The sequence below is a fragment of the Chryseobacterium indoltheticum genome (assembly GCF_003815915.1).
GTDB classification, from domain to species: Bacteria; Bacteroidota; Bacteroidia; order Flavobacteriales; family Weeksellaceae; genus Chryseobacterium; species Chryseobacterium indoltheticum.
Genome location: NZ_CP033929.1, coordinates 848,140 through 861,999, shown reverse-complemented (window position 1 = coordinate 861,999; position 13,860 = coordinate 848,140). Strand labels below are relative to the sequence as shown.

The 13,860-nt window shown below is 33.2% G+C and carries 13 protein-coding genes; 9 read left to right on the top strand and 4 right to left on the bottom strand.

Annotated features, from left to right (window positions below):
- The first annotated feature begins 24 nt into the window (after positions 1–24).
- On the top strand, positions 25–471 hold the full coding sequence (locus tag EG358_RS04080; RefSeq protein ID WP_076557665.1) for a PH domain-containing protein: 447 nt from the start codon (positions 25–27) through the stop codon (positions 469–471).
- A gap of 43 nt (positions 472–514) precedes the next feature.
- Here EG358_RS04080 and EG358_RS04075 read toward each other — a convergent pair whose 3' ends face one another.
- Positions 515–1,534: an LLM class flavin-dependent oxidoreductase gene (locus EG358_RS04075; RefSeq protein ID WP_076557663.1), complete on the bottom strand. Its 1,020-nt coding sequence runs from the start codon at positions 1,532–1,534 to the stop codon at positions 515–517.
- A gap of 101 nt (positions 1,535–1,635) precedes the next feature.
- On the bottom strand, positions 1,636–2,211 hold the full coding sequence (locus tag EG358_RS04070) for a TetR/AcrR family transcriptional regulator (protein WP_076557661.1): 576 nt from the start codon (positions 2,209–2,211) through the stop codon (positions 1,636–1,638).
- A gap of 396 nt (positions 2,212–2,607) precedes the next feature.
- Here EG358_RS04070 and clpB point away from each other — a divergent pair, with 396 nt between their 5' ends.
- The 5 genes from clpB to EG358_RS04045 all read left to right on the top strand — a co-directional run bounded on the left by clpB (position 2,608) and on the right by EG358_RS04045 (position 7,882).
- Positions 2,608–5,202 carry an ATP-dependent chaperone ClpB gene (gene clpB, locus EG358_RS04065; RefSeq protein WP_076557659.1) on the top strand — a complete coding sequence of 865 codons (2,595 nt, stop codon included), beginning with the start codon at positions 2,608–2,610 and terminating at the stop codon, positions 5,200–5,202.
- 174 nt (positions 5,203–5,376) lie between these two features.
- Positions 5,377–5,820, top strand: coding sequence for a hypothetical protein (locus EG358_RS04060; RefSeq protein WP_076557657.1), 444 nt, complete (start codon positions 5,377–5,379; stop codon positions 5,818–5,820).
- A 9-nt stretch (positions 5,821–5,829) separates the two neighbouring features.
- The gene (locus EG358_RS04055) at positions 5,830–6,480 is read left to right on the top strand and encodes a hypothetical protein (protein ID WP_076557655.1); all 651 of its coding nucleotides are present in this window, start codon (positions 5,830–5,832) and stop codon (positions 6,478–6,480) included.
- Positions 6,456–7,241 carry a sensor histidine kinase gene (locus EG358_RS04050; RefSeq protein ID WP_076557653.1) on the top strand — a complete coding sequence of 262 codons (786 nt, stop codon included), beginning with the start codon at positions 6,456–6,458 and terminating at the stop codon, positions 7,239–7,241. Before EG358_RS04055 ends, EG358_RS04050 begins: the two co-directional genes overlap by 25 nt.
- Positions 7,238–7,882, top strand: coding sequence for a response regulator transcription factor (locus EG358_RS04045; RefSeq protein WP_076557651.1), 645 nt, complete (start codon positions 7,238–7,240; stop codon positions 7,880–7,882). The genes EG358_RS04050 and EG358_RS04045 overlap by 4 nt, the downstream gene beginning before the upstream one ends.
- Before the next feature lie 97 nt (positions 7,883–7,979).
- Here EG358_RS04045 and EG358_RS04040 read toward each other — a convergent pair whose 3' ends face one another.
- Entirely contained in the window at positions 7,980–8,684 is a 705-nt protein-coding gene (locus EG358_RS04040) for an FKBP-type peptidyl-prolyl cis-trans isomerase (protein WP_076557649.1), read from the bottom strand.
- A gap of 380 nt (positions 8,685–9,064) precedes the next feature.
- Here EG358_RS04040 and EG358_RS04035 point away from each other — a divergent pair, with 380 nt between their 5' ends.
- Entirely contained in the window at positions 9,065–9,247 is a 183-nt protein-coding gene (locus EG358_RS04035; RefSeq protein WP_076557647.1) for a hypothetical protein, read from the top strand.
- 112 nt (positions 9,248–9,359) lie between these two features.
- Here EG358_RS04035 and EG358_RS04030 read toward each other — a convergent pair whose 3' ends face one another.
- Positions 9,360–11,726 carry an outer membrane beta-barrel family protein gene (locus tag EG358_RS04030; protein ID WP_076557645.1) on the bottom strand — a complete coding sequence of 789 codons (2,367 nt, stop codon included), beginning with the start codon at positions 11,724–11,726 and terminating at the stop codon, positions 9,360–9,362.
- A gap of 138 nt (positions 11,727–11,864) precedes the next feature.
- Here EG358_RS04030 and EG358_RS04025 point away from each other — a divergent pair, with 138 nt between their 5' ends.
- Together EG358_RS04025 and EG358_RS04020 are read left to right on the top strand one after the other, a co-directional pair.
- Positions 11,865–13,184 (top strand): sensor histidine kinase, encoded by a 1,320-nt coding sequence (locus tag EG358_RS04025; RefSeq protein ID WP_076557643.1) that lies wholly within the window; start codon positions 11,865–11,867, stop codon positions 13,182–13,184.
- The gene (locus EG358_RS04020) at positions 13,174–13,860 is read left to right on the top strand and encodes a response regulator transcription factor (protein WP_076557641.1); all 687 of its coding nucleotides are present in this window, start codon (positions 13,174–13,176) and stop codon (positions 13,858–13,860) included. The genes EG358_RS04025 and EG358_RS04020 overlap by 11 nt, the downstream gene beginning before the upstream one ends.

The following is a 13,860-nucleotide window of genomic DNA, read 5'->3' as shown; positions in this document are numbered from 1 at the left end:
TTTATATTTTAATCATTAATTATCATGCAAAATTTACCTCTTATCTTGAAGCCTTCAAAAATAAAAAATATCATCCTGATTCTTATCAGCGTTGGCTTTATCAGTCTGGGAATATCACTTTTAGAAAAAAATATGCTCATTGCAGTTTTAAATATTTTCTTTTTCGGGATCTGTCTTATTATTTTCATCATCAATATGATTCCCAATTCGTCTTATCTTACAATCGATGAAAAAGGAATTGAAATGAAGAACCTTTTCAGAACAACATTTATTCCATGGCGGGCCGTGAGTGGTTTTAAAACCAAATTGATATTCGTTAATAAATTGGTCACTTTTACTATCGATGAAAAACTCCTGGAAAACTCCAAAATGAAAGGAAAAACCGGAGCATTTCCTGATACTTACGGAATGTCTGCGAACAATCTCGCCAATCTTCTGAATGAATATAAAGCCAAGTTTGAAAGGATTTAAATTTAAAAGCCTCCGTTGAAATATTTCAAAGGAGGCTTGTATTTTATCTTACCTGTGGCGCTGTTTTTTCACCAAATAGCTCAATAGATTTCATCATCACATCATGCGCAGGGTCACCAACATCCATATGTCCTATAAATCTTGTGATCCCGAAAATTTCTTTCATATAATTGATTTTGTCGGCAACTTCATTGGCATTTCCGATAAATAAAGCACCATCTTTGACTCTTCCACCTTCGTATTGCATTTTGGTATAAGGAGCCCAACCTCGGGAAGAACCAATTCTATCCATCTGAGATTTATAATTATGAAAATATCCGTCCACAACCTCTTTTTCATCACTTACAAAAGTATGTGAATGAATGGCAATCTGCATTGTGGCTTCATCATGTCCTGCCTTAAGATATTCCTGTTTGTAAAATTCGATTAAATTTTTAAACTGAATTGGCATTCCTCCAATAATAGCAACTACTAAAGGCATTCCCAGTTGTGCAGCACTCAAAACCGATTGCGGAGTCCCGCCAACCGCTCGCCATATTGGAATTTTTCCATTATTTTTTGCTCTTGGATAAACCGTCTGATTTTGCATTGGTGCACGAAGTTTTCCAGACCATGAAACGTTTTCTTCAGCATTAATTTTGAGTAATAATTCTAATTTTTCGTCAAAAAGCTCTTCATAATCGTTCAGAGAATATCCGTAAAGCGGAAAAGATTCTATAAAACTTCCTCGTCCAACGAAAATTTCGGCTCTTCCATCAGAAATTAAATCTAATGTTGCAAAATCTTCATAGACTTTAACCGGTTCTGAAGAACTCAAAACAGTTACTCCACTCGCTAATTTTATATTTTTTGTGATACTTGCCGCTGCTGCCAAAACGATTTCAGGAGAAGAAACTGCGTAATCTGCACGGTGATGTTCTCCCATTGCAAAAACATCAATTCCCAGCTCATCCATCAATTTTACCTGCTCAAGAATTTCTCTGATTTTAATTCCTGCGTTTCTATATTTTCCGGTAGTCTGGTCAAAAGCCAAGTCGCCAAACATTCCTATTCCTAATTCCATATTTTTGATTTTTAGATAAGACAAAATTAGTGGATCAAAAATTTAAAAACATTGATGAATGATAAGATTGACGATTTTAAAAATTCTTGCTGATTTTTAAATTATTTTTGATTTCCCAAGAGACCAAAAAGCAGTTTATCTCTTATTTCATCAGTAATTTCGGAGGTGGATTCTATATTTCTTTTAAACCAGAAATAAGAATTATTAAGGGTATGAAGAATAAATCGTGTGGTAAAAGCAGAAGATTTCAGTTCCCAGTTTTCAGCCTGATAAATTTCAGAAATTAATTGCTCAACTTCTTGCTGATAATTTTTTCTTAATTCAATAAACTCGGGTAATCTTTCTTCCAAATGCTTCCATTCATTGGAATAAATGTGAGTAACATCACGGTTTTTCAGAACAACCGATAAATGTTTATCTAAAAATAAATTAAGCTTTTCCTTTGGAGAAACTTGTGTGTTTTTTACTTCCTGCAGTTCTTCAAAAAACTCATGCGCAACCCCAAAGCAAATCCACTCAAGAATCTCTTCTTTAGAACGGATGTGCGCATATAATGACGCCGCTTTTATATTTAATTTTGTGGCAAGATCTCTTACCGAGCTGCCCATATACCCTTTCTCTTTGAAAAGTTCTACTGCGACTTCAAGTATTTTGATCTGTTTTTCTTTTAACTCCATAGGTTGAGTGCAAAAGTAATTATTCTGATTTTAATATTCTGATTTTCATATAATCATTTATAAATTCCTGCGAAAGTTTAAAACATTTCATATTCTATTTGTAATTGACTCGTATTTCTTAATTTTCACTTGAATGATTTGAAATCGGAAATTTTGTCTTCTCAAAACAGATGCAGAAATGAATATTTCGGAAATTTTGTCCATTATTTTTAAAAATTTAATAATTGAACAGTTTTTGAGATATACTTCCCGAATTAAATGATTGAATCAGATTGAAGGACATCAGACTTTAGATTAGATTTAAAAAATAATATTTATTCAAGTCTTTATGGTCTGAAATCTGATGTCTGAAATCTGTAAATACAAGCAAAAATAATTAAACCAAAAATACATAATATGAACTTAAATCAATATACTGTAAAATCACAAGAAGCCATCCAAGCTGCTCAACAAGTTGCAATGGAATTTGGCAATCAAAGCATAGAACCTCAACATTTATTGGAAGGAATTTTTCAGGTTGATGAAAATATATCGCCTTTCCTATTAAAAAAATCTGAAGCTGATTCCAATTTGGTAAGAGAGCGCAACCGTGAAAATTTAGAAAAACTTCCAAAAGTACAAGGCGGGAATATTTATCTTTCACAATCAGCAAATAAAGTTTTGCTTGATGCGCCAAACATCGCTAAAAAAATGGGTGATGAATTCGTAACGATCGAACATTTATGGCTCTCGCTTTTAGAAACCAGTTCAGAAGTTTCGAAGATGTTGAAAGATATGGGCGTGACCAAAAGTCTTTTGGAGGGCGGAATTAAAGAATTAAGAAAAGGAAGCAAGGCGACTTCTGCAAGCTCGGAAGAAACTTATCAATCCTTAAATAAATATGCTAAAAACTTTAATGAACTAGCTGCCGAGGGAAAATTAGATCCGGTTATCGGTCGTGATGAGGAAATCAGAAGAGTTTTACAGATTCTTTCAAGAAGAACGAAGAACAACCCGATCCTGATTGGTGAACCCGGTGTTGGTAAAACAGCCATTGCGGAAGGAATTGCACACAGAATTATCAGCGGAGATATTCCTGAAAATTTGATGGATAAGACCCTTTATTCATTGGATATGGGAGCATTGATCGCAGGTGCCAAATATAAAGGCGAATTCGAAGAGCGTTTAAAGTCCGTTGTAAATGAAGTAATAAAATCTGACGGACAAATCATTCTTTTCATTGATGAAATTCACACTTTGGTAGGAGCTGGAGGTGGCGAAGGCGCAATGGATGCTGCAAATATCCTGAAACCTGCTTTGGCAAGAGGAGAATTAAGAGCGATCGGTGCAACCACTTTAAATGAATATCAAAAGTATTTTGAAAAGGATAAAGCATTAGAAAGACGTTTCCAGAAAGTGATGGTGGAAGAACCGGATACTGAATCAGCCATCTCAATTCTTCGTGGAATTAAAGATAAATACGAAGCACATCACAAAGTAAGAATCAAAGACGAGGCGATTATTGCCGCGGTAGAAATGTCTCAAAGATATATTTCGGATAGATTTTTACCGGATAAAGCAATCGATTTGATTGATGAAGCTTCAGCAAAGTTGAGAATGGAAATCAATTCAAAACCTGAAGAACTCGATGTTTTAGACAGAAAATTGATGCAGATGGAAATTGAATTGGCAGCCATTTCAAGAGAAGGCAACCAGACAAAAATTGACCATTTAAAGGAAGATATTTCGAAAATTTCTGAAGAAAGAAACGAAATTAACGCTAAATGGCTGAAAGAAAAGCAAAAATCTGAGGATTTAACATCCATCAAAAAAGATATAGAATCTCTGAAATTAGAAGCTGAAAGAGCCTCAAGAGCAGGAGATTACGCAAAAGTGGCTGAAATTCAGTACGGGAAAATAAAGGAAAAAGAAGATGCTTTGCAGAAACTTGAACTGGAGATGCAAAACCATCAGAATGAACTAATTAAGGAAGAAGTAACCGCAGACAACATCTCTGAAGTGATCGGAAAATGGACCGGAATTCCCGTGACCAAGCTTCTTCAGTCTGAAAGAGAAAAATTATTGCATCTTGAAACCGAACTTCATCACAGAGTTGTCGGTCAGGAAGAGGCAATCCAGGCTGTTGCGGATGCTATCAGAAGAAACCGAGCCGGATTGAGTGACGAGAAAAAACCCATCGGAAGTTTCTTGTTTTTAGGAACAACTGGTGTAGGTAAAACCGAACTTGCAAAAGCCTTAGCTGAGTTTCTATTCGATGACGAAAACAATATGACAAGAATAGATATGAGTGAATATCAAGAGCGTCATTCAGTTTCAAGATTGGTTGGTGCCCCTCCGGGATATGTGGGTTATGATGAAGGCGGACAATTGACGGAAGCGGTGAGAAGAAGACCTTATTCAGTGGTGCTTCTAGATGAAATTGAAAAAGCACATCCTGACGTTTTCAACACGTTGTTACAGGTTTTGGATGACGGTAGATTGACTGATAATAAAGGTCGTGTCGTTAATTTCAAAAATTCGATTATCATTATGACTTCGAATTTGGGTTCACATATCATTCAGGAGAATTTTGAGAATATTACCGAAGAAAACCAAGACGAAATCGTTGATAAAACCAAAATTGAGGTTTTTGATTTGTTGAAACAAACGCTTCGTCCGGAATTTTTGAACAGAATTGATGAAACGGTGCTGTTCCAGCCTTTAAGAAAAAAAGAAATCGGGAAAATCGTTCAGTATCAGTTGAGAGGATTTAATGATATGCTTGCAAAAAGAAATATTATTATGACTGCAACGCAAGATGCTTTGAATTATTTGACCAACAAAGGTTATGATCCTGTTTTTGGAGCAAGACCTTTGAAAAGAGTTATACAACAGGAAGTTTTAAACAAATTATCACGAGAAATTCTCGCAGGAACGGTGAATGACGGCGACAGAATAACGCTTGATTATTTCGAAGAAACAGGTTTGGTTTTCAGACCAGCTGAAAAATAAGTAGTTTTTTTTCATATATATTATTTTTAATAAGTACCACAGATCTCGTTCTGTGGTACTTATTTTTTATAAGCGAAAAAATCAACTGAAAAGACAGCATTTACAGTAAAAAACGGGAGGTTTTAAGGAGTTTTTTTTGCAAATTTGTACAAATAACCAATAAAACTTAATAACATGAGCAACATTATCCCTACATCACTTATTCAGAATTTAGTAGACAATTACCGTTCAAATCAGCTTTTGGCGATCAATCAGGATCTCAGTATACAAGATTCACATTCTGTGTGGTTTGATCTTCCGACATTAAAAAACTTTGTTGCAGAAATTGAAGCGCAAGCGAAATTAATTGATCTGACCGTTAAAGATTCAGATCTTGGAATCCGTTTTTATTACGCAGCATATCCTGCAGTACCACAATCATCTGTTCCAGCAAATTACGCTAAGAGACATACCTTGGTAATGATCCCGACTAAAAAACTGAATGATCTTAATTATGACTTCAATCCTTTTGATAATAACAGTGTAAGTCTGGCAGTTACAGGAGTATCAATCGATGCATTGGCATTGAATCACGGAACTCTGGTTCCACCAAGCACATCAATAGTACAGTCTTATTAATTAAGCATTATGAGTGACTTCCAACTTTTTTTACAGAGCTGTATGATCTTCGCAGAAGGTCTTGCTGCACTTGCATCAATTGTTTTCTTTAAAAAAATAAAAGGAAGTCACTATATATATTTTTCAATATTCCTGATTTTTATTTTCTGTTGTGAAATGTTCGGAAAATTTGCTGAAAACTATATTTCTTATCCGAAAAACTTATTTTTCAACTACTTCGTAATCCCGATAGAATTTATATTTTTCTATTGGCTTTACGCATATCAGTCACTAAAAAATAAAAAATTGTTTTTCTTATTTTCTGCATTATTTCTTTTAGCATTCATTCCAAATGAGCTTTATTTTGTAAAAAACAAGCATATTTTTTCTTTCAACTATACATTTGGAAGTCTGCTGATGATGTTTTTAGTTATTATGGAATATTATAAGCAGGTAAATTCGGAGAATATTCTCAACTTTTTTAAAAACAGAATGTTTTATATTAATCTTGGCGTAACTCTATTTTATATAGGTACACTCCCGTTTTGGGCATTTTATTTCCAGCTTTTGGAGCATATGGATATCTGGAGTCTCTATTATAGCTATTTCCTTTTGTCTGGAATTATGATGTACCTGTTATTTGCAAGTTCATTCATATGGGGAAAACAGAATTATACTTAACCGTTATTTTATTTAATATTTTTTTCGTCTTATTTCTGGTTGCCGTGATGATTTACATCCGGAAATATAAGCAGAGGAAAATAGAGCATATCAATGAGATTCAGCTTAAAAATGAAATTCATCAGAAAGAGCTTTTGGCAACCCAGCTGGAAATTCAGCAGGCGACTATGCAGCAAATTGGCCGTGAACTGCACGATAATATAGGGCAGAAACTCACTTTAGCAAGTCTTTATACCCAACAGCTACTTTATGAAAATAAAGTGACCACGGAAAGTGAAAGAATAGAACAGGTTTCGCAAATTATCAATCAGTCTTTACAGGATTTAAGGAGTCTTTCAAAAACATTAACTGATGATAATATTAACCAAAAAGATATCATAAAGTTAATTCAGGAAGAAGTAGATATTGCAAGTGTAATAAAAAAATGTAAAATTCATTTTGAGTATAATTTTAAATGTCTTGATCTCGATTTTGTTCATAAAAATGTTTTATTGAGGATTACACAAGAGTTTATTCAAAACAGTATTAAGCATTCTCAGTGTAAGAATATTTTCATCAGACTCAATACTACAGAAGAAAATCTTTGGGAACTAAAAATCAATGATGACGGAATTGGTTTTGACATCGACAAAATTCTCTCAAACGGAATCGGGCTTACCAATATGAAAAACAGAACAGCCATTATCGGTGCCGAATTTAATCTTGAAAGCAACGAAAACGCTGGCACTTTAATTGAAATAAAACTAAAAAAACGACCATGAAAAAGACCATTGTAATAGTCGATGATCATTTATTGATTGCCAAAGCAATTGAAGGAATCATAAGTAATTTCGAAGATTTTGAAGTAATTGATGTGGCCGAAAACGGAAAAGACATGATCGATAAGTTTGAAAGGGACAAAAAAATTCCGGATATTATTCTTCTAGACATCAGCATGCCGATTATGGACGGTTTTGAAACCGCTTTATGGCTCAAAAAAAATCATCCAAACATCAAAGTTATGGCTCTTAGCATGCAGGGCGATGACAACAGTGTTATCAAAATGATTAAAAACGGAGCCAAAGGATATCTGCTAAAAAACACACATCCCAAAGATCTCGAAACAGCCCTAATAAAACTGAGCAGTGACGGTTTCTTTTATCCCGATTGGGCATCAAAAGTCATTTTTTCTAATATGGCCGATGAGAAAAATAACGAGAAAAAAAAGAAAATTTCCGAAAGAGAAAAAGAATTTCTTACCTATACCGTAACAGAACTCAGCTATAAAGAAATTGCAGAAAAAATGTGCTGCAGCCCAAGAACAGTAGAAAGCTACCGCGATCAGCTTTGTGAAAAGTTTGATCTTAAAACAAGAGTTGGCTTAGCTGTTTTTGCGATCAAAAACGGGTTTGCAAAATCGTAGCTAATAATCTGCTGCTATATTGAATATAATTTAATCAGAATTTCGCATAAAAAAAGAAGCTTTTCAGCTTCTTTTTTTTATGCGAAAAATATCATATTTATTTTACATTTACCAATTCCACATCAAAGATGATTGTAGAACCTGCCGGAATTGCAGCTCCTGCTCCACGATCTCCATAAGCCAGATCCGAAGGAATATAAAATCTGTATTTTGATCCTTTGCTCATGAGTTGAATACCTTCCGTCCAACCTTTGATTACGCTACCCAAATTAATATCCATTGGTGCACCACCATTTTTGTCGGTAGAATCGAAAACAGTTCCATCCAGAAGTTTTCCGGTATATTTTACCTGTACAACATCTGATGCTTTTGGTTTTGTTTTGCCGTCACCTTCCTGCAATACCTCGTACTGCAAACCTGACGCTGTAGTTTTCACCTTGGGATTACTTTTATTTTTCGTAAGAAAATCAATACCTTTTTTCTTATTCTCACCTGCTTGTACTAACGCTTCAGATTGCTTTTTTTCACTCTGCTTCTGCATAAAGTCCTGCATAAAAGTATTCATTTCTTCTTCAGGCATCAGTTTCTTTTTTCCCTCCATCTCTTCTTTAATAGCCTGAGCCAGAAGATCAGCATCTACTTTGAAGCCTTCCTGTTTCATATTTTTGGCTATATTCAGACCTATATAATATGATGCTTTTTGGTCATCGGTATATTTGCTATCACCTTGTCCATCGTTTTTCTGAGCGCACGAAATACTAAATATTGCTATGCAAAATAATGCAATAGTCTGTTTTTTCATTTGATAATTTTATTATTACTATTTACGAATTACATAATTGCTGCAAATCTATCATTAATTACAGAAATTTCCCTGTTGTACTTTAATTTTTTATGTTAAAAAAATTTCAGTTGAACAGAATTAGAATTATCCCTGTTATCTGTTTTTTAAATTTTTAAAATACCCATTTTCGAAGGTATACTTTATTTTAAAGTTGTTGCAGAAAATAGCATGATACTTTAATTTATTTCGAGGAAATTAGGCAGTTCTCATATCTTCGAAGAAACAAGTAAATATTTCCCTCCACTCTTTTTTTTATTTTTTTAAATATTATTAATTATGTAAAAAATAATTTTTATCTTTATGATTACCAAATATTTATCAACAAAAATTAAATTATCATGAAAAAATTAAAAAGAAAAGCATTGAAAACCATTATGGGCGGAAAACTAGATTGTTCATGCCGTATGATTACTTATTATGATGGTTCTACAAGCGGTGGACCATGTGCCACAACAGAATGTTCAGAAATAAGTTTTAGCTGTGGGCAACCAGAATGCAGACCTTCTCTTGAGATTGTTTAATCTTAAATAAAATTCAAAATAACAATAGCGGTGAGTAGTCACCGCTATTGTTATTATTAAAATACAGAGGCGTAAACTTACTTATTTTATACCTCTGTTAATTCTAAATTTATTATAACCTTTCCTGTTCATCCGCTTTTTTAATCGTCTTGGAATTTTTCACAGACTGATTTCCGAAATTATATTTTAGAGAAAAAGTAAAACCTTGTGTATCCTGATAATCTAAAAAGTAATTGTCCTGATTACCATATTTGGTGCTTACTTTTTGTTTTGTAGATCTAAAGATGTCATTAAAAATAAATGCAGCTTCTAATTTTTTATTAAAAAACTTTCTGTTCATTACAAAATAAGCCGACCATTGGCTCGAAATTCTGAATGTCCCTTGAATTCCCGGTGAATAATATTTGTGTCCGGCTTCCATTTTCCAGTCGGAATTTTTATCTAAAGTAAAACTTGTTGAGATATTTGAAACCCAATTCCAGACCTGATTTTTATTTAAAGCTCCGTCAATTCCTTTGAAATAATTTTCGTTGTGCTCTAAGTTTTCAGAAACAATCAAACTCCACCAAGGTTTTATTTCAAAGCTTTTGTAAAGATTCACTCCGTAAGCTTCACCTTTTTCAATATTGGTAAAATAATAGATCAAATTGTTGTTTTCATGCTGTTGATAAGAGATTTCCATTGACGGGAAAATTTCTTTTCGGTAATAAAAATCTAAGTTCCAGTTTTTGAATGAATACGTAAAGTTCAGATTATGAATAATAGTCGCTTTCAATTTTGGATCTCCCTGATAATAAGAAAACAAATTGTAGTATGATTTTGCAGGATTTAACCATGAATAAAACGGCCTGCTGATTCTTTTTCCGTAAGAGAAGCCAAATTCATGCTTATTTTCTGTGGTATATTGTGCAAAAAATGTAGGAAATAGGCTCCAGTAATTATTTTTATTCACTTCATAAGGCTCCGAAACCACACCTTCCAAATCGGTCATTTCAGCACGAAGTCCACCTTTAAAATTCCATTTTCCGAGATTATAAGCCATCGATGTATAAATACCAAAGTTGTGTTCTTTATAATCAAAAAGACTGCTTTTTTCTGGTCTGTATTGAAATTTACCATTTTCGTTATCTGAAAAATCAAGTAAGCTGTTTGTTTTTACAAAGCTATATTTTGCACCCGATTCCAATTCCAATTTATCATTTTTCCATTGGTAATCCAATTGTGTAGAATACAGCTGAACGTCGCTTTTATTATTGGTCATAAAATTGGTTTCGCCTGGATTTTGGTTGGCAAAATTCAGATAGGTAAGAACATTTTGAAATTTGCTTGTATTATTTCCAGTGAAATAACTAATCCACGAAAGGCTGCTTTTTTTATTCAGCTTTCTGTCAATTTGGAAACTCAAAGAATTATTAATTGTTCTCGAATGATGATCGTTTATTGTTGTATAATTAGATTCTGCCACATTCTGTGAGTTATAAATCAAAGTCGGCACAATATAAGTTCCAAAAGATCTCGGGGCAAAAAAACCTGAATAATTGAGACTTGCTGTTGTAAGACTATCGATTTCATATTCTACATTAAAGTTTACGGTATTCTGGCTTTTATTCTGATCTTTTCTATTCATCGTGCTGATCCAGGTTGTGCCGTCTTCGGGATAATTTACATAATCTGTTCCTTCTCTATAATACGTTCCTCCTCCCCGAAAATAGCTTGCCATTACCGAAAGCTTATCTTTTTTGTAATATTGCGAAATCCCCGCAACGCCTTTAGCATATTGAGTTTGAATGTATTTAGAAGAAAGAATTCCACGATAGCCTTCAATTTTGTTTTTCTTCATCACAATATTCAGAACAGCACCACCTTGTGCTTCATATTTCGCAGGCGGATTGGTAATTACTTCTACAGATTTTACATCATCGCCTTGTGTATTTTCAAGAAAATTTTTGAGCTCTTCGCCCGACATCATTACTTTCTTATCATTAATGGTTATTAAAACCGACGTTCCGCCTTTCACTGCCAAAACATCATTATTAATAGTAACCTGAGGTGTCTTTTTAAGAATTTCCCAAGCATTGAGTGAAGAAATATTGCTGTTTTCTACATTAAATTCCAAACGGTCTACTTTCCTTCTCACCAATGGCTTTTTCTTCGTAATCGTTACTGCTTCAATATCTTTCTGATTGTTTTTTAAGATGATATTTAAATTCTCATTTTTAGCCTCAATATTTTTTTCAAACGAAAGATAATTTTCATCATTAATTTTTAGCTTGAATGACGCTGATGCAAGATCGTTAAACGAGAATTTACCTTCAGAATCAGTGAAAAAAGATTTAATCAAGGTATTTTGATTATCAAACAATTCCACTTTCACAGAATCGAGCTTTTCTTTATCAGCGTTAAAAACGGTTCCGGAAATTTTCTGCGATTGCGAAAACATAAAAGCCGGAAAGAGAAAAAAGAGAAGATATTTATACATTGAACGTAGTTTTAGAATTAGTATGAAAATATTTTATTGTTACAAAAGTCTATATTGCTACTGAGAATTTCGGTTAACGGAAGGTTAATGCGAGGTTAATGGTAAAAACGCATTCCCGAAATGTATATATTTGCTTAAATGATTTCTAAAAGCAAATATCTTATCTCTCTTTTTGCAGCTTTGTTCCTGCTTTTATTGGGTATTCAGGTATATTTCATGTACAAAACTTCTCAGGTAAAAAAGAAAGAAATTTATAGCGATGTTCATAATAGAATTGATGGTTATATTGATAATCTGGAAAGCATTGGCGGAGCAAGTAATTTGGGTGATGAGAAGGCAAGAAAAGTATTTGCCGATTACAGCAATAAAAAAATAAGCAAAAAAGAGTTTTTACATTATTTTGAGGAAAACAGAAAGCGCACACGAGACCAAATAAGCGATTATATAGACCGTCATTTTGCAAAAGAAGGTTACAAAGTGGCCATAAGAACTCAATATTTATCAATTGTTTCTGTTCCCAAAAATCTAAATCTTATTGATCAACCTGTCACTTTATTCGAAACTCGAAATAAGATCACAAAAGCCGGAATTTCTAATACCGGAAAATGGGAAACCTCTTCCACTTCAAAATCTGATAAAAGCGATCAACCTGAAAGAAATGACTCTTTTTTTGTAAAAAGCCAGACAGATTTTGAAATTTTAAATATCAATTCTGCTGTTTTTCAGGATCTCACATTGCTTATTTTATGTTGTATAGCAATTTTACTGAGCGTCTTGATTTTATATATTTTTACCATTAAAAACTTGATCATCCAACAAAAACAGGTTGAAGTTTTGCATACCGTTGTAGACAATATTTCACACGAATTTAAAACGCCGATTGCAACATTAAAGATCGCTTCAAAAACATTGAAAAAAGAATGTACTCCAGAAATTTTACCATTGATTGACCGACAGATTTTAAGGCTTGAAGACTTGATATTGCAACTTCATCCTGAAGATTTTGATGAAAAAAACTCAACAATACTACCTGAAAACTGGGATTTTTTCATTCATGATCTAGCTTTTACTTATGAGAATACAGATTTTAAACTCAACAATTCTGTTTCAAAAGAACTTCCTTTTGACAGAAAACTGATGGAAACTGTGATCAAAAATCTTTGTGAAAACAGTGTAAAATACGGCGCTTCAAAAATTAAAATTGATATTAAAACTATTCATAATAATCTTGAAATTATTGTTGCAGACAACGGAAACGGAATGGAACAAAATGAATTGACAAATATTTTTGAGAAATTTTACAGAATACAATCCAATAATATTCACAACAGCAAAGGTTTAGGTTTGGGATTATTTTTCGTGAAAAAAATTATTGAAAAATATAACGGGAAAACCGAGATTACAAGCGAAGTGAATGTAGGAACAACTTTTAAAATTTCAATTCCTTATGAAGATTAAGATTTTATTGGCAGAAGACGATTCAGATTTTGGAATGATCCTGAAACAATATCTCGAGCTGGAAGATTTTGTAGTTACCTGGTTTCAGAATCCTGAAGATATTTTACCTGTTTTACAATCAGATTTCAATTTCCATATTGGAATTTTAGATATTATGATGCCTAATCTTGATGGGTTTTCTTTGGCAAAAGTAATTTTAAAAGCCAAACCTGATTTTCCAATCTTATTTTTGACAGCGAAAAACCAAAAAATAGATCGCCTTACCGGACTGAAAATCGGAGCCGATGATTACATTTCAAAACCTTGCGATCCTGAAGAATTAATTTTAAGAATTAAAAATATTCTGAAAAGAACTTTATCTTCAGAAACCATTACCCAATACAAAATCGGAAGCTATATTTTAGATACGGATAAGCTTTTGCTTTCTCATCCAAAAGAAAAAATAAGATTAACAATTCGTGAAAAAGATCTTTTGCTTTATCTTTTGAAATTCAATCATAAAACAATAAAGCGAGACGACATACTCGATAATCTTTGGGAAACCAACGATTATTTTACCGGAAGGAGTCTTGATGTTTTTATCAGCCGATTGCGAAAATATTTTCAGCATGATGCTGAAATAAAAATCCAATCCCTGCGAGGAATTGGATTTGAAATTGATTTTCCGGAGAATTAA